Below are 20789 nucleotides of genomic sequence, written 5' to 3' on the forward strand. Positions count from 1 at the left end.
CGAGACTCCGCGACGCGCTGAGGAGCAGTCGATGAAGAGCCCCAGCCCCACTGAAGCGCTCGAGCCCCCGATCGAGGACACCGAGCATCCGACGGCGTCGCGACGCACCGAGGTCATCATCGCGATCGTGGCGATCGCGTTCATGGCCGCGGCGATCGTGCTGGCGCAGGGCATCGAGCTCCGGCGCGAGCCCGCCGAGGGCCAGATCGGCGCCCGGTTCTGGCCCTCGCTGCTCGCGATCGTCGGACTCGCGCTCGCGATCTGGCGCCTCGTGATCGCGATCGTCAGCGCGCCCGACGATCGCAGCGACCAGGAGGTCGTCTCGGCGGGTGGCTACCGGCGGCTCGCGCTGACGCTGCTCCTGACGATCGCGTTCATCGCCCTGTGGAGCATCCGCAGCGTCGTCGCCTTCGGCTTCCGCTTCGAGGTCTTCCCCGTGCTCTGCGCGCTGTTCCTCGTCGGTCTCGTCTGGCTCTACGGGGGCCGCGGCTGGAAGGCGCTCGTGCTCTTCCCCGCGCTGCTCACGGCGGGCATCTACGTCATCTTCCACGTGCTGCTGAGGATCCCGCTGTGAACGTCATCGTCGAGGGCCTGTCCGCCCTGCTCACCCTCGAGGTCGCCGGCTGCATGCTGCTGGGCCTCGTGCTCGGCCTGCTCGTCGGCGCCTTCCCCGGCGTCACCGCGACGATGGCCGTCGCGCTCGCCGCCGGTTTCACGCTCACCCTCGACCCGGTGCCGGGGCTCGCGGTGCTGCTGACGATCTACGTCGCTGCCAACTTCGGCGACCGCATCCCCTCGATCCTCATCAACACCCCGGGCACGCCTGCGTCGATCGCGACGACGCTCGACGGCTACCCGATGGCGAAGCAGGGCAAGGCGGGCCTCGCGCTCACCATGTCCGCGCTCGTGTCGGCCGCGGCCATCCTGCTGAGCATGCTGCTGTTCGCGGTGGCGGCCATCCCCGTCGCGACGCTCGCCCGTGACTACTTCCGCTCGCCCGAGCTGTTCGCGCTCGTCGTCTTCGGCCTCACCGTCATGATCGGCATCACCTCGAAGTCGGTGCTGAAGGGCATGCTCGCCGGCGTCTTCGGCCTCCTGCTCGGCACCGTCGGGCTCTACTCCGCGACGGGGGACCAGCGCTTCAGCTTCGGCAACGCGAACCTCGCGGCCGACGGCTTCAGCTTCATCGCCGTCATCATCGGCCTCTTCGGCGTGGCCGAGCTCTTCGACCAGATGCTGACGCACCAGCAGCGGCGCATCAAGCCGATCTCCTCGCTCGGGCGCTGGTGGCCGAACAAGGCCGAGTACCGTCGCTCGGCGAAGCCCTTCGGCATCGCCGCCGGCGTCGGCACCGTCGTGGGTCTGGTGCCCGCAGCGGGCGGCGACATCGCCGGCCTGGTCGGCTGGGATCGCGCGCGGCGCGCATCGAAGACGAAGGACAGCTTCGGCAAGGGCAACATCGAGGGCGTCGTCGCCGCCGACACCGCGTCCAGCGCCACGCTCGGCGGTTCGCTCACGACGACCATGGCGCTCGGCATCCCCGGCGACTCGGTGATGGCCGTCATGATCGGCTCGATGCTCATCTGGGGGCTGCAGCCCGGCCCGCAGCTGTTCACCTCGCGCCCTGACCTCGTCGTCAGCATCACGGGGATCATGGTGATCGCCACGATCATCGCCCTGCTCGCGAGCCTCGCGCGGCTGCGAGGCATGGTGCGCCTGCTTGACACGCCCGTGCGCTTCCTGTGGCCGGTCATCCTGGTCTTCTGCATGATCGGCACCTACGCCACGACGAACAACCTCTTCACCGTCGGCACGATGCTGCTCTTCGGGGTCGTGGGCCTCGTCTTCAAGCGCATGAGCATCCCCGCGGGCCCCGTCGTCCTCGGCCTCCTCCTCGGGCCCATCGCCGAGGAGAACCTCTCGCGCTCCCTCGTCCTGTCGCAGGGCCGGCCCTTCTTCGAGGTGTGGAGCCCCATCGCGCTCGTGCTGCTCGCGCTCTCGGCCTTCTCGCTGCTGTGGCCGCTGCTGCGCCGCCTCTTCACCAAGGGCGGGCGCGGCGGCAGCCTCGAGGACAGCATCGCTGGCAGCATCACCGAGGGCTTCTCCGACACCTCGACCCCCAACACCGAGGTGGTCGCCGCTGCCGACCTCGCCGCGACCACCGACCGAAACGAGAAGGACGCACCATGAGCCCCGCACCCCGCCGAGACATCATCACCGCCGTGCCCGTGGCGTTCCGCGAGGATGGCGCGCTCGACCTCGAGGGATCGAGCGCCATCATGCGGTACGTCGCGCAGTCGGGGAACGAGGGCGCCTTCGTCCTCGGCACGACCGGCGAGTTCGTGGCGCTCAGCGAGGAGGAGCGCGGGCGTCTCGTCGAAGCGGCGATCGAGGTGCTCTCGCCCGTCATGCGCGTCATCGTGCACGTCGGCGCTGGCAGCCTCGCCGAGGTGCTGCGCCTGATCGCCCAGGCGCGAGCGGCCGGCGCGCGCGAGATCGCGGTGCTCACGCCCTACTACCTGCCGGCGAGCGACGCGGCGCTGCGCACCTTCTTCCGCGCGGTGTCGGATGCGTCCGCCGGCCTCGACGTGTACGTCTACGTCTACCGCAAGCGCGCGAACAACTTCGTGTCGGAGGACCTCATGGCCGAGATCGCCGCCCTGCCGAACTTCGTCGGCGCCAAGGTCAGCGAGGAGTCGCTCGAGCAGCTCGCCGCCTACCGCGCGGTCGTGCCGGAGGACTTCATCATCTACACCGGCGCCGACGCGGACCTGCTGCGAGTGACCGACTTCGGCGCCCAGGGCGTCATCTCCGGAGTCTCCTCGGTGCTGCCCAAGCCGTTCCGCGCCGGCCTGGCCGTCGCGGGCTCGGATGACGCGGATGCCGTCGCCGCCGCGCAGCGCGACATCGACGACGCGGTCGGCGCCATCGCGGGCGACATGGGCCGGATGAAGGCGGCCTACGCCCTCATGGGCATCGACGCCGGGACGACGCGCATGGCGATCGAGCCGCCGAGCGAGGCGACGGTCGAGGTGCTGCGCGCAGCGATCGCGGCTCATGCCTGAGCAGGGCTACCCGCCGCAGGGCCACCCGCAGCAGCCGCAGGGCTACCCACAGCCGCAGGGCCACCCGCAGCAGCCGCAGGGCTATCCGCAGCAGCCGCAGGGCTACGCGCCCGCCGCCTTCCCGCTGCGCCCGTCGACCGGTGTGCGCCACTGGGCGCTGCAGCTGCTCTCCTACCTCCCCATCCCGCTCCTGCCGCTGCTGATCGTGCCGCTCGTGCTGCTGGGCCTGCGCAGCAGCGCGGTGCGCAACGGCGGCGTCGACGAGGCGAACTCCCGCGGCGCGCTGAACTGGTCGTTCACGTGGCTGGCCTCGGTGGTGGTGACCGCGACGCTGCACTTCGTGCTGCTCTTCGTCCTCACGAGCGGCGGCAGCGTCTCCGGCTCGTCGCCGCAGGGCATCGTGCTCGCGATCACCGCGAGCCTGCTGGGCATCGCGTACATCGGCGGCGGCATCATGACGCTCGTCAACCTCGTGCGCGGCTGGTCCGCCGCCGCCCGCGGCGAAGCGGTCGGCCCGCTGCTCGCGATCCCGTTCCTGCGCGCTCCTCGCACCCCCCTGCACGGCTGAGCAGCGCCCCGCGGTGCGCCCTCCGGGGTGCCGTGGCGTAGGATGGGCGCAGCCGCTTCGGCGGTGCGCGGATGTAGTTCAATGGCAGAACTTCAGCTTCCCAAGCTGATAGCGCGGGTTCGATTCCCGTCATCCGCTCCAGACCGCAGCGCATCCGTCGTCGACATGCGCGCGAAACAGCACATCTGCCACGGTGGAGGCATGGAGCAAGCACCGATCACGGTCGCGATCGAGCGCGTCGTCGATCCGCGCATGGATCGCTACGCGCAGGCGTGGGCCCAGCACGGGGTCGACCTCGCCTCGCGCTTCGAGGGGTTCCTGGGTGCCGGATGGGTGCGCGAGTCGCGCCGCACGCAGCGCTGGCACATGATCTACCGCTTCGAGGATCGAGTCACCCTCGACGCGTGGGAGCAGAGCCCGGAGCGCCAGCAGTGGATCGCCGGCGGCGCCAGCTTCGCCAAGGAGTCGCGCGTCGAGCGGCGCTCCGGCATCGAGGGGTGGTTCGACGCTCCCGCAGGCGTGGTGGTCGAGGACGACGCGAGGGTCGAGATCCGGCAGGTGACGGCGGCGCCGCCGGTGTGGAAGCAGATGATCGTCGTGTGGCTCGCGTTCTTCCCGATGAACGTGCTCGTGACCTGGCTGCTCGGGCTCATCCCGGGGTTCGGCGAGCTGGCGCTCCCGCTCCGGCTGCTCGTCTCGACCGTGATCCTGACGCCGATCATGGTGGGCCTGATCCTGCCCTTCATCACCCGGCTCGCGGCCCCGTGGCTGCACCCGCGCCGCGAGCGCTGAGAGCTCAGGCAGGTCGCCCGTAGGCCTCGAGCCAGCGGAGCCAGACCTCGCTGACGGTGGGGTAGGAGGGGACGGCGTGCCAGAGCCGGTCGATCGGGACCTCCCCGACGATCGCGATGGTCGCCGAGTGCAGCAGCTCGGCGACATCCGGGCCGACGAACGTCGCGCCGATGAGGATCCCGCGGTCCTCGTCGACGATCGCCCGCGCCGAGCCCTCGTAGTGGTCCGAATGCGTGGAGGCGCCGGCGACGCTCGAGAGGTCGTAGTCGAGCACGCGGATGCGGCGACCGGCCGCGCGCGCCGCGGCCTCGGTGAGGCCGACGGACGCCACCTCCGGATCGGTGAAGGTCACCTGGGGCACGTGCTCGTGGTCCGCCGTCGCGACGTGTGCACCCCACGGCTCGTCGTGGATCGGCGCCCCCTTCGCGCGCGCGACGATCACGTCGCCGGCCGCCCGGGCCTGGTACTTGCCCTGGTGGGTGAGCAGCGCGCGGTGGTTGACGTCGCCGACCGCGTACAGCCAGTCGAAGCCCCGCACGAGCATGGTGTCGTCGACGTCGAGCCAGGCTCCCGGCTCGATGCCGATGCGGTCGAGCCCGAGGTCGCCCGTGCGCGGCGTCCGACCCACGGCGACCAGCACCTCGTCCGCGACGACGCGCTCGCCGTTCGAGAGGTCCAGCTGCGCTGCCTCGCCGACGCGGCGTGCTCCGCGCACCTCGGCGCCGGCGAGGATGCGCACGCCCAGCTCCTCGAGGGATGCCGAGACCATCTCACCGACGAACGGCTCCATCTGCTGCAGCAGCGCACCGCGCACGATGAGGGTGACGCGCGAGCCCAGACCGGCATAGGCAGTCGCCATCTCGGCGCCGACGACGCCGCCGCCGAGGATCGCCAGCGAGGCCGGGACCTGCTTCGCGGTCGTGGCCTCGCGGCTCGTCCACGGCTCGATCTCGCGCAGGCCCGGGATGTCGGGCAGCAACGCCGCGGAGCCGGTGGCGATCACCACTGCGTGCCGGGCCGTGAGCTCCGTGACGGTGCCGTCCGGCGCCGTCACGCGGAGCCGCTTGGCACCGGTGAGCTCTGCGTGGCCGCGCACGAGGTCGATCCCCGCGCCGTCCAGCCACCGCACCTGGGAAGCATCGTCGCGGTCGTTCGTGATCCGGTCCCGCCGGCGCAGCACCGCGGCCGCATCCACCCCGCCCGTGACGGCCTGCTTCGCGCCGTCCACATCCTGCGCGGCCCGCAGCGCAGCGGCGCTGCGCAGCAGCGCCTTCGACGGCATGCAGGCCCAGTAGGAGCACTCGCCGCCGACCAGCTCGGCCTCGACGATGGCGGTGGTCATGCCGCCCTGCACCGCGCGATCGGCGACGTTCTCGCCCACCGCACCGGCACCGATCACGATGACGTCGTACTCGGACATGTCCGCCCCCTTGCTCCGCGCTCAGCGACCGCCGAGATCGCGCCAACCACACCGTACGTCGTGGGGTCGGTGCGCGGTCAACGCCTCGACCCGGATCGCGCGCTCATCGCATGCGTCTACGCTCTCCCCATGACTGCGAGCTCCAGCGGCGAGGGCCGAGCCCAGCCCCGCCGCGGGCGCTGGCTCATCGTGCTCGGCGTCGTCCTGGTGGTGATCGCCGCGCTCGCGGTGGCCGCCGAGCTCATCGCCCGCCAGGTGGTGCCCGACACCGTCCGATCCACCGTCGTCGAGCAGCTCGGGCTGCCCGCCGAGCAGCCGATGGAGGTCGAGGTCGACGGCATCCTCGTGCCGCAGCTCATCGCCGGCGTGCTCACCGACGTGCGCATCGCCTCCGACGACGTGACGGTCGGCTCCTTCAGCGGCGACGTCACCGCGCACGCCGAGGGCGTCCCGATCCGGGGTGGAGCGGCCGAGGGCGGCACGGCCGAGGTGCGCATGAGCACCGAGCAGCTGCGGTCGCTGCTCGCCACGATCGACGGCTTCCCCGCCGAGTCGATCGAGCTCGAGGGGCCGAACGTCACGGCCTCCACCGAGGTCGACCTGCTCGGCGCCACCATCCCGCTCGGACTCGTGCTCGCGCCCAGCGCCGCCGGCGGCGACCTCCTCCTCGCGCCCGTCGAGGGCACGGTCGGCGAGGTGACGGTGACCGCAGACCAGCTGCGGCAGCAGCTCGGCGGCCTCCTCGAGCCGCTGCTGCAGGAGCGCAGCGTCTGCATCGCCTCGTCCCTCCCCGCAGCGCTGACGCTGCAGTCGATCGAGGTCGTCGACGACGAGCTGGTCGCGGGCTTCGCCATCGACGGCGGCATCATCAGCGACCCCGCGCTGCAGGCCAACGGCAGCTGCTGAGCGGAGGCTCAGTCGGGCAGCGCCAGCGGCTCGAGCACCCCCAGCTCGAGCCACGTCATCGGAGCGATGACCGACAGCGCTGCGATGAGCGCGAGCGCCAGCACCACCACGACGTACTGCACGCGGCGCCGCCCGTGCGAGATGCGCCGGAACCCCCACGCGATCGGCAGCCCGACGAGCGCCACCATGATCGCGATCGTGGGCGCCACCCAGTGCGGCACCCACGCGAGGGCCGCGAGCAGCGCGAGCCCGACGGCGATCGGCAGCATCGACGGCTCCCTGCGCGCGGCAGCAGCCTCCTCGGGCGGTGCGATCCACGGCACGGTGGGCGGTGTGAGCTCCGAGGCAGGCACGGCGGATGCCTCGGTCGACGCACGGGGCCGCAGCACGTCGCGGGTCCACGGTGCCGCTGCCGAGGCACTCGGCTGCTGCTCCTCGGCGCCGCTCGCGCTCGGCTCGTCCGCACGAGCGCGCCGCGCCTCCGCCTCGCCGCGCGCAGCGGGATGCCCCGGCGGCGCCCACCGCCGGGCGTCCTCGTCGCGCTCGCCCACGCATCCATCTTCGCAGTCGGGCCAGCAGCCCGTGCCTATGGCACCAGCGGCACCTGGCCCGTCTGGGGCGGCATCGCCCGCCCGCGCGCCGCGGTCACCGCGACGCCCGCGGAGGCGACGATGACGAGCGCGATCGCGAGCAGGTCCCAAGCCGTCAGCAGCTCGCTCAGCACGAGGAACGCGAAGATCGCCGCGGCCGCCGGCTCCGCCGCCATCATGATGCCGAACACGCGCGTGGGCACGCGGCGCAGCGCCAGCATCTCGAGCCCGTAGGCGATCGCGCTGGAGAGCATGGCGACGCCGAACGCCGGCAGCAGCACGCTCGCATCGGCCGCGACCGAGCCCACCGCGCCGACGATGCCGAAGGGCAGCACCGCGACGGTCGCGATGACGAGCGCCCCGGCGAGGCCGCCGACGCCGGGCACGTGCCTGCCGACCGATGCCGAGGCGAGGATGTACGCCGCCCAGCATCCGCCCGCGGCGAGCGCGAGCACCACGCCGATCGGGTCGAGGTCGCCGCCCACCGACTGCACGCCGATGACGCCGACGCCGACGGCCGCGAGCCCCACCCAGGCGACGTCGATGGCCCGGCGCGACTGCACGAGCGCCAGCACGAGCGGCCCGATCAGCTCGAGCGTCACGGCCACGGCGATCGGGATGCGCGGCAGCGCCAGGTAGAACAGCAGGTTCATCGCCGCGAGCGACAGCCCGAGCAGCACGATCGAGCGCCACGCCGCGCGGTTCCACGAGCGGATGCGCGGCCGCGCCACGAGCAGCATCACCAGGGCCGCGAACGCGAGCCGCAGCAGCGTCAGCCCGGCCGGGTCGATGCGGTCGAACAGCGTCTTCGCGATCGACGCGCCGAACTGCACCGACGCGATGGCGCAGAGCACGAGCGCGACGCCCGCCAGCATGCCGCTGCCTCGTACGCCGCTGCCGCCGCTGCTGCTGGGGTCGCCTGCCACCGCCTCAGCCTAGGGCCGGCCCGGAGGGCCAGCGGCGCGGGCCTCATCCGCTCGGCTGATCTTTCGGGCGGGGCGCCGCGCGCGGCACCCGTTCGCGGGCAGGATGTGGCCATGCAGCCTCCGCAGCCTCCGGCAGCGCCCGGCGACTCGGGCGTGCCCGAGCCGATCCGCGCATCCGCCCCGCCCGTCTTCGTCGACCCGCTGCTGCAGCAGGAGCCGCCGCCCGGCCCCGACGCGGGCGGCATCGTCGTCGAGCGCGTCGTGCGCAGCTTCGGCAGCGTGCAGGCGGTGCGGCAGATGACGTTCCACGCGAAGCCGGGCCGCGTGACCGGCCTCATCGGCCCCAACGGCGCTGGCAAGACGACGCTGCTGCTCATGCTCGCCTCGCTGCTCGCGCCCGATGCCGGCACGATCCGCATCGACGGCGCCGACCCGGTGCGCGACCCGCGCGCGGTGCGGCGCGCGATGGGCTGGATGCCGGATGTGCTGGGCTCCTGGCGCACGCTCACGCCCCACACGATCCTCACGACCGTCGGCAGGCTCCATGGCATGCAGAGGGCCGCGGCGAGCGAGCGGGCCGACGAGCTGATCATCATGGCGAGGCTCGAGGAGCTCGCCGACCGCCCGAGCCGCGTGCTCTCGCGCGGCCAGCAGCAGCGCCTCGGCCTCGCGCGCGCCCTCATGCACCGACCGCGCGTGCTGCTGCTCGACGAGCCGGCTGCCGGCCTCGACCCCACCTCGCGCGTCGAGCTGCGCGAGCTGCTGCGCGACTTCGCCGCCGAGGGCGGCACCGTGCTCATCTCCAGCCACGACCTCTCAGAGCTGGATGAGATGGCGCAGGATGCCGTGTTCGTCGACCGCGGCGAGGTCGTGGGCGGCGAGCGGCTCGTGCTCGCGAAGCAGGCCTCGCGCGAGTGGCGCATCAAGGCGCTCGCCCGTGACGCCGCGCCCACGGCAGCGCTCAGTTACCAGCTCGCGAACATCGGCGTCGCCTTCGATCGCGTCCGCATCGACGGCGACGTCGCCCACGTCGCGCTCGACAGCGACGCCGACGCGGCGGATGTGCTGGCGCGGCTCGTGCAGGCGGGCGTGCCGGTGACGCACTTCGCGCCGGCGGTCGGCGACATCGAGCGCACCTACCTGGGGCTCTCCAGCGGCAACCACGGAGGTGCACGATGAACGGCTGGATGCGCATGCTCGGCGTCGTCATCGGGCTCGAGCTGCGGCAGCGAGTGCGCTCCGTGGCCTGGTACGTGCTGCTCGGCATCGTGGCGCTCGTGGTCGGCGGCGTCATCGTGGTGCTGTTCCTGTCGCTCCAGGGCTACCAGCGCGACCTCGGCAACGCGATCTTCGCCATGACGATCTTCCTGGTGATGCTCGTCACCTCGCTCGTGACGCCCGCACTGTCGGGCAACGCGATCAACGGTGACCGCGACGCCGGCACGCTCGCCTCGACGCAGGTGACGCAGGTGACGAGCGCGCAGCTCGTGCTGGGGAAGGTCATCGGCTCCTGGATCGCCTCCCTCGGCTTCCTGGCCGTGTGCGTGCCCTTCATGGTCGCCTCCGCGCTGCTCGGCGGGTTGCGCATCGAGGCGGTGGCCATCTCGACCTCCCTGCTCGTGCTCGAGATCGGCGTCATCTCCGCGATCGGCGTCGGCCTCTCCGGGGTGATCCGCAAGCCGGTGCTCTCCACCGTCGTCACCTACCTCGTGGTGGCCACCTTCTCGATCGGCACCCTGATCGGCTTCGCGGTCGGCTCGTTCGCCTTCCAGACCACGGAGACGCGCAACGAGATCGAGTACGGCTACGACGAGCAGACCGACGAGTCGACGTGCCGCGTGACCGACCGCACCTACGAGACGGTCGTGCAGCGGCCCGATCGCGCGTGGTGGCTGCTCGCCGCCAACCCCTACGTCATCGTCGCCGACGCCACCCCGCCGCAGCTGAACGCCGACGGGTACCCCGACGACCTCTTCGGCCAGATCGCCTTCGGCGTGCGCATCGCGCAGCTGCCGCCCATGGTCGAGTCGTGCGTCGGCTACAGCGAGCCGTTCGAGGATCCGTACAGCGACCTCTGGGAGCGCACGACGCCCAGCTGGTTCGTCGGCATGTCGATCCACGTGGCGCTCGCGGCGCTCGCGGTCTGGGGTGCGATCGCTGCGGTGCGCTCGCCCGCTCGCACCCTCGCGCCCGGCAGTCGCATCGCATGACGCTCCCACCCAGGGCCGAAGGAGTCAGGGCGCAGCTGCTCGAGCACGGCATCGACCGGGAGATCATCCGGTTCCCCGAGGGGGTCCACACCGCGAAGGCCGCAGCGGCGGCGCTCGGCATCGAGGTGGGCGCGATCGCCAACTCGCTGATCTTCTGGATGTCCGATGCGCCGCTGCTCGTGATGACCTCCGGCCGGCATCGCGTCGACACGGCGGCGCTCGCGGAGCAGCTGGACGAGGGTGCGATCGAGCGCGCCACACCGGTGCAGGTGCGCGCTGCCACCGGCCAGGTCATCGGCGGTGTCGCGCCGCTGGGCCATCCCGCGCCCATCCGCACGATCGTCGACGTGGCGCTGCGGGACCACCCGCAGCTCTCGGCCGCGGCGGGCACGCCCGAGACGGTCTTCATGCTCAGCTACGACGAGCTGCTGCGCATCACCGGCGGCGAGGAGCGCGTCGTCGGCGACTGAGGACGGGGCCCGGCCGAGACTCAGGAGTTCGCCACTCGTCCCCCATACACTCGCGGAGTGACTGACACGACCACTGATCTGCCGGTCTGGCCCGGAGACGCCTACCCGCTGGGTGCCACGTTCGACGGCACCGGCACCAACTTCGCACTCTTCACCGAGTCGGCCGAGAAGGTCGAGCTGTGCCTCTTCGACGATGACGATGTCGAGACGCGCGTCGAGCTGCGCGAGGTGGACGCCTACGTCTGGCACGGCTACCTGCCGACCGTGCAGCCCGGCCAGCGCTACGGCTACCGCGTGCACGGCCCCTACGAGCCGGAGCGCGGCCTGCGGCACAACCCCAACAAGCTGCTGCTCGACCCCTACGCGAAGGCGACGAGCGGCTCGATCACGTGGGGGCAGCCGCTCCACAGCTATGACTTCGGCGACCCGCTCAGCCGCAACGACGACGACTCCGCCAGCAACATGGTGAAGGGCGTCGTCATCAACCCCTTCTTCGACTGGACGGGCGACCGCTACCCGCGCACGCCCTACAACGAGACCGTCATCTACGAGGCGCACGTCAAGGGGCTGACGCAGACCCACCCCGACCTGCCCGAGTCGCTGCGCGGCACCTATGCGGGCCTCGCGCACCCGTCGATCATCAGCCACCTGCAGAAGATCGGCGTCACCGCCCTCGAGCTCATGCCCGTGCACCAGTTCGTGCACGACGCGACGCTGGCCGAGAAGGGGCTGCGCAACTACTGGGGCTACAACACGCTCAGCTTCTTCGCGCCGCACGCGGAGTACGCCGGGACCGGCGAGCTCGGCCAGCAGGTGCAGGAGTTCAAGGCCATGGTCAAGGCCATGCACGCCGCCGGCATCGAGGTGATCCTCGACGTGGTCTACAACCACACCGCAGAGGGCAACCACCTGGGCCCGACGCTCAGCTGGCGCGGCATCGACAACCAGGCCTACTACCGCCTGGTCGAGGGCGACGAGCAGCACTACATGGACTACACGGGCACGGGCAACAGCCTCAACGTCGCCCACCCGCACTCGCTGCAGATGATCATGGACAGCCTGCGCTACTGGGTCACCGAGATGCACGTCGACGGCTTCCGCTTCGACCTCGCCGCGACCCTGGCGCGCGAGTTCTACGACGTCGACAAGCTCTCGACCTTCTTCGAGCTCGTGCAGCAGGACCCGGTGATCAGCCAGGTGAAGCTCATCGCAGAGCCCTGGGACATCGGCCCCGGTGGCTACCAGGTCGGCAACTTCCCCCCGCAGTGGACGGAGTGGAACGGCAAGTACCGAGACCAGGTGCGCGACTTCTGGCGCGGCGAGCCGACGGCGCTCGGCGAGTTCGCCAGCCGCCTGGCCGGCTCTGCGGACCTGTACGAGCACTCGGGACGGCGACCCGTCGCATCCATCAACTTCGTCACCGCGCACGACGGCTTCACGCTGCGCGACCTCGTCAGCTACAACGAGAAGCACAACGACGCCAACGGCGAGGACGGCAACGACGGCGAGAGCCACAACCGCTCCTACAACTACGGGGCGGAGGGACCGACCGACGACCCCGAGATCCTTCGGGTGCGCGCGCGACAGCAGCGCAACTTCATCGCCACGCTGCTGCTGAGCCAGGGGGTGCCGATGCTGCTGCACGGCGACGAGCTCGGCCGCACGCAGCACGGCAACAACAACACCTACGCGCAGGACTCCGAGATCAGCTGGATCGACTGGGAGAGCATCGACCAGCCGCTCATCGAGTTCACGGCTGCCGTCGCGAGGCTGCGGCAGGATCACCCGACCTTCCGTCGCAAGCGATTCTTCACCGGCAAGACCGTGCGCACCGGCGACAGCGAGCGCCTGAACGACATCGTCTGGCTGCGCGTCGACGGCACCCCCATGGAGGACGGCGACTGGCAGGAGGCGGAGGCCGAGAAGACGCTCGGCATGTACCTCAACGGCCACGGCATCGCCGGTCGCGGAGAGCGCGGCGAGGTCATCACCGACAACCACTTCCTCATCTACTGCAACGCCTCGGAGGAGGAGCGCGAGCTCGTCTTCCCGCCGAGCGAGTACGCCGAGGCGTGGGACGTCGTCATCGACACGAGCGCGCAGGAGGAGCGGCAGGGCCCGATCAAGGCAGGCGACAAGGGACGGATCGCGGCCCGCACCGTCGCCGTGCTGCGCGAGCACGTGCCGCCGGTCGAGCACGACTACTCGGTGTCGGCCTCGATCGCCGCGGCGACCGGCTCCATCACCATCATCGAGTCGTCGAAGAGCGATCACCGACCGCTCAACGCCACCAGCGAGCAGACCGCGAGCGACTGATCAAGGAGACCACCGTGCGCACGCCGCAGAGCACCTACCGACTGCAGATCACGCAGGCGTTCACCCTGTTCGACGCCGCCGAGCGGCTCGAGGCGCTCGCCGACCTGGGGGTCGACTGGGTCTACCTCTCGCCCATCCTGCAGGCCGAGCCGGGGAGCGACCACGGCTACGACGTCGTCTCGCACGCGCGCGTCGACGAGTCCAGGGGCGGCGCTGCGGGGCTGGATGCGGTGGCGCGCGAGGCGCGCAGGCTCGGCATGGGCGTGCTGGTCGACATCGTCCCGAACCACATGGGCGTCGCGACGCCGGAGCACAACGAGTGGTGGTGGCAGCTGCTGCGCGAAGGGCGCGAGGGCGCGATCGCGGATGCGTTCGACATCGATTGGGAGGCGGGCGGCGGCACGCTGCTGCTGCCGATCGTCGGCGACGACGACTGGTCGGAGGATGGCACGGTCGGGCACCTGGAGCTCGAGCGCGACGAGCGCGGCGAGGCCGTGGCGCTGCGCTACTGGGACACCCGGCTGCCGGTCGCGGCCGGCACCGGCGCGGGCACCCCGCAGGAGGTGCTGGAGCGCCAGCACTACCGGCTCGGCCACTGGAAGCAGGGCGACGACCAGCTGAACTACCGGCGCTTCTTCGCGGTGACCACGCTCGCCGCGGTGCGCGTCGAGCTGCCGGAGGTCTTCGCCTCCACCCACGTCGAGATCGAGCGCTGGTTCCACGAGGGCCTCGTGCAGGGCCTGCGCGTCGACCACCCGGACGGCCTGCGCGACCCGGCAGGCTACCTCGAGGACCTCGACCGGATCACGGGCGGCGCCTTCGTGCTGGTCGAGAAGATCCTCGAGCCCGGCGAGCAGCTGCCGCGCTGGGCGACGGCGGGCACCACCGGCTACGACACGCTCGGTGCCATCGACCGGGTGCTGACCGACGCATCCGCCGCCGAGGCGCTCGACGCGCTCGACGCTCGCCTGCGCGGCGGCGAGGCCGTCGACTGGGCAGAGCTGACGCACCGCACGAAGCGTCGCATCGCCGACACGATCCTGCGCGCTGAGGTGCTGCGGCTGGAGCGCGAGGTGCGGGCCGGCGAGGACGGCGAGGACATGCCGGCTGACACCGCTGACGCGATCGCCGAGCTGCTCGCATGCTTCCCGGTCTACCGCTCCTACCTGCCGGAGGGGCGCGAGCACCTCGGCACCGCCGCGGAGCGCGCGAAGCACCACCGGCCAGACCTCGGCGACACCGTGGACGCGCTGCTGCCCGTGCTCGGCAACCCGCGCCAGCCCGCCGCCCTGCGCTTCCAGCAGACGAGCGGCATGGTCATGGCGAAGGGCGTCGAGGACACCGCGTTCTACCGCTACTCGCGACTCACGAGCCTCAACGAGGTGGGCGGCGACCCCGAGGTGTTCTCGATCGAGCCGCGCGACTTCCACGCGATGATGGCGCAGCGCCAGGCAGAGTGGCCGCACGCGATGAACGCGCTCTCGACGCACGACACGAAGCGCGGCGAGGATGTGCGGGCGCGCATCACCACGATCGCCGAGCTGCCGACCGCGTGGGAGGAGCTGCTCGACAAGCTGCTCGTCTTCGCACCGCGTCAGGGCCGGGCGTTCGTGAACCTGCTGCTGCAGGCGGTCATCGGCGCCTGGCCCGCGAGCGAGGATCGCCTGATCGCCTACATGGAGAAGGCGGCGCGCGAGGCCGACGCGATCACGCACTGGACCGACCCCGACACCCGCTTCGAGTCGCACCTGGCCGAGCTCGTGCGCAACGTGGTCGCCGAGCCCGCGCGCAGCGACGTCGAGGCCTTCCTCGCCCAGACCGAGGCGGGCTTCCGCGCCAACGTGCTCTCGGCGAAGCTGCTCAACCTCACGATCCCCGGGTTCCCCGACATCTACCAGGGCTCGGAGGCGCTCGAGCAGTCGCTCGTCGACCCCGACAACCGCCGGCCGGTCGAATGGGCGCGCATGGATGCACTGCGCGAGCAGGCGCGCGAGCCCCTGTCGAGCGAGTGGTCGGCCGACGACGACCTCGAGCTGGCGAAGACCCGCCTCGTCCGCGAGGCGCTGCGCCTGCGACGCGAGCACCCGGAGCGCTTCGACGACTACGCGCCGCTGCTCGCGCACGGGGAGTCTGCCGAGCACGCGATCGCCTTCGACCGCGGGGGAGCGGTCGCGATCGCGACCAGGCTGCCGATCGCGCTCGCGGCGCGCGGCGGCTGGGGCGACACGACGATCCAGCTGCCGGAGGTCGAGGGCGGGTGGCGCGAGCTGCTGACCGGTCGCGCGATCGCCGGCGGCGAGGTGCTGCTGGCCGAGCTGCTGGGCGGTCTGCCGGTGGCGCTCCTGACGCGAGAGGGATGAGCATGACCGAGCACGACTACCGGGTGTGGGCGCCGAAGGCTTCGCGGATGCGCGTGGTGGTCGGCGAGCTGAGCGTCGAGATGGCGCCGGAGGCCGGCGGCTGGTGGCACGCCGTCGCGGCGGCGGGCGACTACGGCTTCCAGATCGACGACGACGACGCGGTGCTGCCCGACCCGCGGTCCCTCCGCCAGCCCGCCGGGGTGCACGAGCGCTCGCGCGTGTGGGACGCATCCGCCCATGACTGGAGCGACGGCGCCTGGACGGGCCGGCCCATCGCCGGCGGCGTGCTGTACGAGCTGCACGTGGGCACCTTCACCGAGGAGGGGACGCTCGACGCGGCCGCCGAGCGGCTCGACCACCTGCTCGAGATCGGCGTGACCCACGTCGAGGTGCTCCCGGTGAACGGCTTCAACGGCACCCACAACTGGGGCTACGACGGGGTGGCGTGGTTCGCCGTGCACGAGGGCTACGGAGGCCCGGCCGCCTATCAGCGCTTCGTCGACGCCGCGCACGCCGCGGGGCTCGCGGTCGTGCAGGACGTCGTCTACAACCACCTGGGCCCCTCCGGCAACTACCTGCCGCAGTTCGGCCCCTACCTCTCGAGCGAGGGGCGCTCGACCTGGGGTGAGCACGTCAACCTGGCCGACCCCGAGGTGCGGCGCTACGTGCTCGACAACGTGCGCTACTGGTTCGAGCGGATGCACGTGGATGCGCTGCGCCTGGACGCGGTGCACGCGCTCGTCGACGACGCCTCGGTGGAGGCGGGCCGCCCGCACATCCTCGAGGAGATGGCGATCGAGACGGCGGCGCTCGCCGCGCACCTCGGGCGACCGCTCGAGCTGATCGCCGAGAGCGACATGAACGACCCGAAGCTCATCACGCCCCGCGAGGGCGGCGGCTGGGGTCTCGACGCGCAGTGGTCCGACGACTTCCACCACGCCCTGCACGTCGCGCTGACGGGCGAGACGCACGGGTACTTCGAGGACTTCGCGCCGCTCGCCTCGCTCGGCAAGACGCTCGAGCGCGGCTTCTTCCACGACGGCACCTACTCGACGTTCCGGGAGCGCGTCCACGGGCATCCGATCGACACCGAGCACGCGCCCTCGTGGCGACTGGTCGTCAGCGCCCAGAACCACGACCAGATCGGCAACCGCGCGCGCGGCGACCGCATCACCGAGGTGCTCTCGGAGTCGCAGCTGCTGTGCGCGGCGCTGCTGCTCTACGGCGGCCCGTCGACGCCGATGCTCTTCCAGGGCGAGGAGTGGGGCGCCTCCAGCCCCTTCCAGTTCTTCACCTCGCACCCCGAGCCCGAGCTCGGGCGCCTGACCGCCGAGGGGCGCCTGGCAGAGTTCGAGCGGATGGGGTGGGACGAGTCGGTCGTTCCCGATCCGCAGGACCCGGCCACCTTCGAGCGCTCGAAGCTCGACTGGTCGGAGCTGCGGCGTGAGCGGCACGCACGGGTGCTCGACGGGTATCGCGAACTCGCTCGCCTGCGTCGCGAGCTGCCGGCGCTCACCGACCCGCACTGGACCGGCAACCGCGTCGAGGTCTTCGAGGAGGCTGGCGTGCTGCGCCTCCTCCGCGGCGCCCCGCACCCGTCGGTCGAGGAGCGCGCCGGCGCAGCCGGCACGCGTCACGAGACCCACCCCGTCGAGATCGTCATCAACTTCGGCGACAAGCCCCAGTCGATCCCCGTGAGCCGCACGACGCTGCGCTTCCAGACGCATCCGGATGTCGCGTTCTCGGGCGAGCTCTCGCTGCCGCCCGGCAGCGGCGCCCTGCTCGTCTGACCCCTCGTCGACCGAGCCGCTCCGCGCCGCAGGCGCAGAGCGGGTCGACGCTCAACCGGTCAGGCGGCAGTCGAGCCGCTCTGGCGGCTCGGCCGACCGATAGGCCGGTTGAGCGTCGCGGGATGCCAGCCTGCGAGAGCGGCGGCTACTCGAGCGGGCTGCGGGAGCGGTGCAGCGCGTTGCCCAGACCGCCGCGGCCGCCGAGGTGGGCGACCGTCTCGCGCAGCGTCTCGGCAGCGCCGCGCGCAGGCTGCCAGCCCAGCTCGCGCAGCCGGTCGGTCAGCATCACGGGCGTCACCGCTGCCATGTCGACCCAGCCGGGGTCGGTCGGGATCAGCCGCAGGCGGTACGCCACCGACACCACCGCCCGCACGAGCGGCAGCGGCACCGGCACCGTGCGGCGCGCGCCGACCATCGGGCCCACGAGCTCCGGGCTGACCGGCGGCTCCGTCGCCACGTTGAACGCTCCGCCTACCCCGGCGCGCAGCACCCGCCAGTAGGCCTCGGCGACGTCGTCGGTGTGCACCACCTGCGTCACGAGGCCCTCGGGCCACGGCAGCAGCGGCAGCCGCACCGCCGGCAGCGCACGCAGCAGCAGCCGCGGCACGAGCGCCCCGAAGAAGTAGTCGCGGATCTCGGGGGCAGCCTCCGCCTGGAAGGTCAAGGCGGGTCGCAGGCGCGCGACCGTCATGGCCGGGTTGGCCAGCTCGACCTCGTCGAGGATGCGCTCGACGGCGCTCTTCTGGCGCGCGTAGTGCGAGGTCGGTGCGCCGTGGCGCGGGAACGACTCGTCGGCAGTGGCCGCGCCCGGCTCACTGCTGTCCGGCCGGCCGTAGGCGCCGAGGCTCGAGGCGTTGATGAGGTGCGGCACCCCGGCGGCCGCTGCTGCCTCGAACACCCGCCGCGAGCCCAGGACGTTCACCTGGTGCAGCTGCTCGAGATCGCGGTTGGGGCGGATGATCCAGGCCAGGTGCACGACGGCGTCGGCGCCGCGCATGATCTGCTCGAGCTCGGCGGGCGCCGTCGCGTGCGAGACGTCGACGCGGTGCCACTCGACGCCCGCGTAGGGCTCGCCGGCGCGATCCGGCCCGCGCCGCGAGACGCCGACGATCGAGGTGACCTCCGGGTCGCGGCGCAGCCGCCGCAGCAGGGCGGTGCCGACGTTGCCTGTCGCTCCCGTGACCACGATGCGCATGGCGTCACGCTACGCCGCCGGCCTGGGTGCCTGGTGCAGCGACCGCGCGCCCGCCTCGGGCGTTAGCGTTGACCCGTGACCCAGACCGTCGGCGAGCTCGACTTCCCCATCCACGGCTTCCTCGAGACCCGCAGGGGGCCGATCGTCGACATCGCCCTGTCGAACAGCCCGACAGCGATCGCCCGCACCTACGTGCTCGTGCCCGACGGCGCCGGCGAGATCCCGCCGGGCACCTACAGCACGCTCGTGAAGCAGGTGGTCGACGTCGACGAGGAGTACGGCTGGGTCGTCGAGATCGACCTCGAGCCGGAGGCGAAGGCCGCCGAGGTGCGCACCGACACGACCCTCGACGACGAGTGGGAGTCCGACGAGCGCGACCTGCTCATCGCATCCACCCCCGACCGCTTCCTGCAGGACGCCCCGCCGGAGCGCGAGGGCGATGCGCCCGTCAACCCCTTCGGGCTGTGGGCGATCGACGAGGGCGGCGTGCCCTTCCGCGTCGAGGCCGAGCTCGACGACGAGACCGGCGGGCTCGTGATCGAGGCCGCGACCCGCTTCGGCAAGGCGCGCCACCCGTGGGCGTACGGCGCCGTGCGCGCCGACACGCTCGTCATCGAGCAGCACGCGCTCGACGCCGCCGACGCGCTGCTCGACCTGCAGCTCTACGAGTTCGACGGCGACGACGATCGCGAGTACGAGCGCTGGCAGGTCGGCACCCGCCGCGCCATCGAGGGTGCAGCGCGCGAGCCGCTGCCCGAGTTCGATCCGGGGGCATGGATGCGCTGGCTCACGCCCGTGGGCGGCGGCGACCCGGTCGCGTTCGGCGGCTTCCTCGAGCCCGAGGGCGGCTCCATCGAGCTGGCGCCCGTCATGCCGCAGGAGCCCGCGTGGGCCGCGGGCAAGGTGCTCACCATCCCGCGTGAGCGGCCCGACCAGGAGTTCGGCGCGAGCCGCGAGGTGACGGTCTACGGCAAGCCGTTCAAGGAGCTGCGCTCGTCGAACGCGAAGCTGCGCAAGCGCCCGGCGAGCCCGATCGGCCGCTTCGTGCTCGAGCCGGAGGGCTTCATGCCGGAGCGCTGGAGCGCGCTGGGCTGAGCGCCGCCCGAGCCCGCGCCAGCCGCTCAGGCTGGCACGCCCTCCGAGCAGGAGAAGCGGCGCCGGTAGGACGACGGTGAGACGCCCAGCTGGCGCGTGAAGTGGTGCCGCAGCAGCGCCGCCGTGCCGAAGCCCGCCTGCTGCGCCACCGCATCCAGCCCCAGGTCGGTGACCTCGAGCAGCTGCTGGGCGCGCTGCACCCGCTGCGAGGCGAGCCACGCGGCCGGCGTCGTGCCCAGCTCGTCGCGGAACCGGCGGGCGAAGGTGCGCTCCGACAGGTTCGCGCGCTGGGCGAGGGCGGGCACCGAGTGCTCCTCGTCGAGGCGCTCCACCATCCAGGCGATGAGGGGTGCGAGCGTCTCCGCTCGCTGCTCGGCGACCGGGCCGACGGCGAACTGCCGCTGCCCGCCATCGCGCAGCGGCGGGACGACCATCGAGCGAGCGATCGACGCGGCGACCCGCGCGCCCTGCAGCTCGCTCACGAGGTGCAGGGCGGCGTCGATCGCGGCGGCCGTGCCGGCGCTGGAGGTGATGGGGCCGTCGTCGACCCAGAGCGCGTCGCGCTCCACCGCGATCTGCGGGAACTGCTCGGCCAGCGCATCCGCGTGCATCCAGTGGGTGGCGACCCTGCGCCCGTCGAGCACGCCGGCCCTGGCCGCGACGAAGGCGCCGCTGCAGAGCGTGAGCACGCGGGCGCCGCGCTCGACGGCGCGCTGCAGCACGCGAGCGACGGGCAGGCTGCACTCGGCGTCGCTGCTGCACTCGTCATAGGGGGTCACGATGATCACGTCGGCCTCGTCAGCGAAGTCGAGCCCTTCGGCGACGACCAGCGGCAGGCCGAGCCCGCCCGCCGTGCGCACGGGGCCGGGCGTCGCCGTCACCACCCGGAAGTCGTTGCGCGGCACCTCGCGATCGCTGCGGTCGTAGCCGAAGACCTCGGCGGCGACGCCCAGCTCGAACACGCTGACGTCGTCGTCGACGATGCACGCGACCTTGAGCATGCGCTCCCTCTCTCGTGCAGACGTCCTGACGGCCCCACCGGTGTGGCGGCTTCGCTTGGCAGGATCTTGCAGAACATTGGCCATC

18 protein-coding genes and 1 tRNA gene are annotated in these 20789 nt (G+C 72.1%); 14 read left to right on the forward strand and 5 right to left on the reverse strand.

Going from position 1 to position 20789, the window contains the following annotated elements:
* Positions 1-31: 31 nt before the first annotated feature.
* From BQ6202_RS13955 to BQ6202_RS13980, 6 genes are all read left to right on the forward strand, one after another.
* Complete coding sequence (locus BQ6202_RS13955) at positions 32-574, forward strand: tripartite tricarboxylate transporter TctB family protein (RefSeq protein WP_083587306.1); 543 nt, start codon at positions 32-34, stop codon at positions 572-574.
* Positions 571-2190: a tripartite tricarboxylate transporter permease gene (locus tag BQ6202_RS13960; RefSeq protein ID WP_072314968.1), complete on the forward strand. Its 1620-nt coding sequence runs from the start codon at positions 571-573 to the stop codon at positions 2188-2190. Before BQ6202_RS13955 ends, BQ6202_RS13960 begins: the two co-directional genes overlap by 4 nt.
* A complete protein-coding gene (locus BQ6202_RS13965; protein ID WP_072314969.1) occupies positions 2187-3065 on the forward strand; it encodes a dihydrodipicolinate synthase family protein in 879 nt (292 codons plus the stop codon). Before BQ6202_RS13960 ends, BQ6202_RS13965 begins: the two co-directional genes overlap by 4 nt.
* Positions 3058-3633, forward strand: coding sequence for a hypothetical protein (locus BQ6202_RS15045; RefSeq protein ID WP_072314970.1), 576 nt, complete (start codon positions 3058-3060; stop codon positions 3631-3633). The genes BQ6202_RS13965 and BQ6202_RS15045 overlap by 8 nt, the downstream gene beginning before the upstream one ends.
* 67 nt (positions 3634-3700) lie before the next feature.
* A tRNA-Gly gene (locus tag BQ6202_RS13975) sits at positions 3701-3774 on the forward strand.
* A 60-nt stretch (positions 3775-3834) separates the two neighbouring features.
* The gene (locus tag BQ6202_RS13980) at positions 3835-4425 is read left to right on the forward strand and encodes an antibiotic biosynthesis monooxygenase (protein WP_072314971.1); all 591 of its coding nucleotides are present in this window, start codon (positions 3835-3837) and stop codon (positions 4423-4425) included.
* Between the two features lie 4 nt (positions 4426-4429).
* Here BQ6202_RS13980 and BQ6202_RS13985 read toward each other — a convergent pair whose 3' ends face one another.
* Complete coding sequence (locus BQ6202_RS13985) at positions 4430-5845, reverse strand: dihydrolipoyl dehydrogenase family protein (RefSeq protein WP_072314972.1); 1416 nt, start codon at positions 5843-5845, stop codon at positions 4430-4432.
* Positions 5846-5974: 129 nt separating this feature from the next.
* Here BQ6202_RS13985 and BQ6202_RS13990 point away from each other — a divergent pair, with 129 nt between their 5' ends.
* Positions 5975-6751, forward strand: coding sequence for an LmeA family phospholipid-binding protein (locus tag BQ6202_RS13990; RefSeq protein ID WP_072314973.1), 777 nt, complete (start codon positions 5975-5977; stop codon positions 6749-6751).
* Between the two features lie 8 nt (positions 6752-6759).
* Here BQ6202_RS13990 and BQ6202_RS13995 read toward each other — a convergent pair whose 3' ends face one another.
* On the reverse strand, positions 6760-7302 hold the full coding sequence (locus BQ6202_RS13995; RefSeq protein ID WP_072314974.1) for a hypothetical protein: 543 nt from the start codon (positions 7300-7302) through the stop codon (positions 6760-6762).
* Positions 7303-7337: 35 nt separating this feature from the next.
* Positions 7338-8267, reverse strand: a complete 930-nt coding sequence (locus BQ6202_RS14000) for an EamA family transporter (RefSeq protein ID WP_200792262.1) — start codon at positions 8265-8267, stop codon at positions 7338-7340.
* Positions 8268-8378: 111 nt separating this feature from the next.
* Here BQ6202_RS14000 and BQ6202_RS14005 point away from each other — a divergent pair, with 111 nt between their 5' ends.
* The 6 genes from BQ6202_RS14005 to treZ all read left to right on the forward strand — a co-directional run bounded on the left by BQ6202_RS14005 (position 8379) and on the right by treZ (position 17413).
* Positions 8379-9446, forward strand: a complete 1068-nt coding sequence (locus tag BQ6202_RS14005) for an ABC transporter ATP-binding protein (protein ID WP_083587308.1) — start codon at positions 8379-8381, stop codon at positions 9444-9446.
* Complete coding sequence (locus BQ6202_RS14010) at positions 9443-10477, forward strand: ABC transporter permease (protein ID WP_072314975.1); 1035 nt, start codon at positions 9443-9445, stop codon at positions 10475-10477. The genes BQ6202_RS14005 and BQ6202_RS14010 overlap by 4 nt, the downstream gene beginning before the upstream one ends.
* Positions 10474-10947 carry a YbaK/EbsC family protein gene (locus tag BQ6202_RS14015; protein WP_072314976.1) on the forward strand — a complete coding sequence of 158 codons (474 nt, stop codon included), beginning with the start codon at positions 10474-10476 and terminating at the stop codon, positions 10945-10947. The genes BQ6202_RS14010 and BQ6202_RS14015 overlap by 4 nt, the downstream gene beginning before the upstream one ends.
* A 78-nt stretch (positions 10948-11025) precedes the next feature.
* Positions 11026-13263 (forward strand): glycogen debranching protein GlgX, encoded by a 2238-nt coding sequence (gene glgX / locus BQ6202_RS14020; RefSeq protein ID WP_072315216.1) that lies wholly within the window; start codon positions 11026-11028, stop codon positions 13261-13263.
* A gap of 14 nt (positions 13264-13277) precedes the next feature.
* Positions 13278-15623 (forward strand): malto-oligosyltrehalose synthase, encoded by a 2346-nt coding sequence (gene treY, locus BQ6202_RS14025; protein ID WP_072314977.1) that lies wholly within the window; start codon positions 13278-13280, stop codon positions 15621-15623.
* Between the two features lie 2 nt (positions 15624-15625).
* On the forward strand, positions 15626-17413 hold the full coding sequence (treZ, locus tag BQ6202_RS14030; RefSeq protein ID WP_072314978.1) for a malto-oligosyltrehalose trehalohydrolase: 1788 nt from the start codon (positions 15626-15628) through the stop codon (positions 17411-17413).
* Between the two features lie 145 nt (positions 17414-17558).
* Here the strand turns inward: treZ and BQ6202_RS14035 are convergent, their stop codons facing one another.
* On the reverse strand, positions 17559-18608 hold the full coding sequence (locus tag BQ6202_RS14035) for an NAD-dependent epimerase/dehydratase family protein (protein WP_072314979.1): 1050 nt from the start codon (positions 18606-18608) through the stop codon (positions 17559-17561).
* Between the two features lie 75 nt (positions 18609-18683).
* On the opposite strand from BQ6202_RS14035, the gene BQ6202_RS14040 reads away from it, so the two are divergent.
* Complete coding sequence (locus BQ6202_RS14040) at positions 18684-19703, forward strand: hypothetical protein (RefSeq protein ID WP_072314980.1); 1020 nt, start codon at positions 18684-18686, stop codon at positions 19701-19703.
* A 26-nt stretch (positions 19704-19729) separates the two neighbouring features.
* Here BQ6202_RS14040 and BQ6202_RS14045 read toward each other — a convergent pair whose 3' ends face one another.
* Positions 19730-20704: a helix-turn-helix domain-containing protein gene (locus BQ6202_RS14045; RefSeq protein WP_072314981.1), complete on the reverse strand. Its 975-nt coding sequence runs from the start codon at positions 20702-20704 to the stop codon at positions 19730-19732.
* Between the last annotated feature and the right edge of the window lie 85 nt (positions 20705-20789).

The sequence above is a fragment of the Agrococcus sp. Marseille-P2731 genome (assembly GCF_900117395.1).
In the GTDB taxonomy this organism is placed as follows: domain Bacteria; phylum Actinomycetota; class Actinomycetes; order Actinomycetales; family Microbacteriaceae; genus Agrococcus.

Bases quoted from the DNA above. Each gene is read 5' to 3' on its own strand.
- BQ6202_RS13955 (WP_083587306.1), top strand. From the start codon at position 32: ATGAAGAGCCCCAGCCCCACTGAAGCGCTCGAGCCCCCGATCGAGGAC.
- BQ6202_RS13965 (WP_072314969.1), top strand. From the start codon at position 2,187: ATGAGCCCCGCACCCCGCCGAGACATCATCACCGCCGTGCCCGTGGCG.
- BQ6202_RS15045 (WP_072314970.1), top strand. From the start codon at position 3,058: ATGCCTGAGCAGGGCTACCCGCCGCAGGGCCACCCGCAGCAGCCGCAG.
- BQ6202_RS13980 (WP_072314971.1), top strand. From the start codon at position 3,835: ATGGAGCAAGCACCGATCACGGTCGCGATCGAGCGCGTCGTCGATCCG.
- BQ6202_RS13985 (WP_072314972.1), bottom strand. From the start codon at position 5,845: ATGTCCGAGTACGACGTCATCGTGATCGGTGCCGGTGCGGTGGGCGAG.
- BQ6202_RS13990 (WP_072314973.1), top strand. From the start codon at position 5,975: ATGACTGCGAGCTCCAGCGGCGAGGGCCGAGCCCAGCCCCGCCGCGGG.
- BQ6202_RS14005 (WP_083587308.1), top strand. From the start codon at position 8,379: ATGCAGCCTCCGCAGCCTCCGGCAGCGCCCGGCGACTCGGGCGTGCCC.
- BQ6202_RS14010 (WP_072314975.1), top strand. From the start codon at position 9,443: ATGAACGGCTGGATGCGCATGCTCGGCGTCGTCATCGGGCTCGAGCTG.
- BQ6202_RS14015 (WP_072314976.1), top strand. From the start codon at position 10,474: ATGACGCTCCCACCCAGGGCCGAAGGAGTCAGGGCGCAGCTGCTCGAG.
- treZ (WP_072314978.1), top strand. From the start codon at position 15,626: ATGACCGAGCACGACTACCGGGTGTGGGCGCCGAAGGCTTCGCGGATG.
- BQ6202_RS14035 (WP_072314979.1), bottom strand. From the start codon at position 18,608: ATGCGCATCGTGGTCACGGGAGCGACAGGCAACGTCGGCACCGCCCTG.
- BQ6202_RS14045 (WP_072314981.1), bottom strand. From the start codon at position 20,704: ATGCTCAAGGTCGCGTGCATCGTCGACGACGACGTCAGCGTGTTCGAG.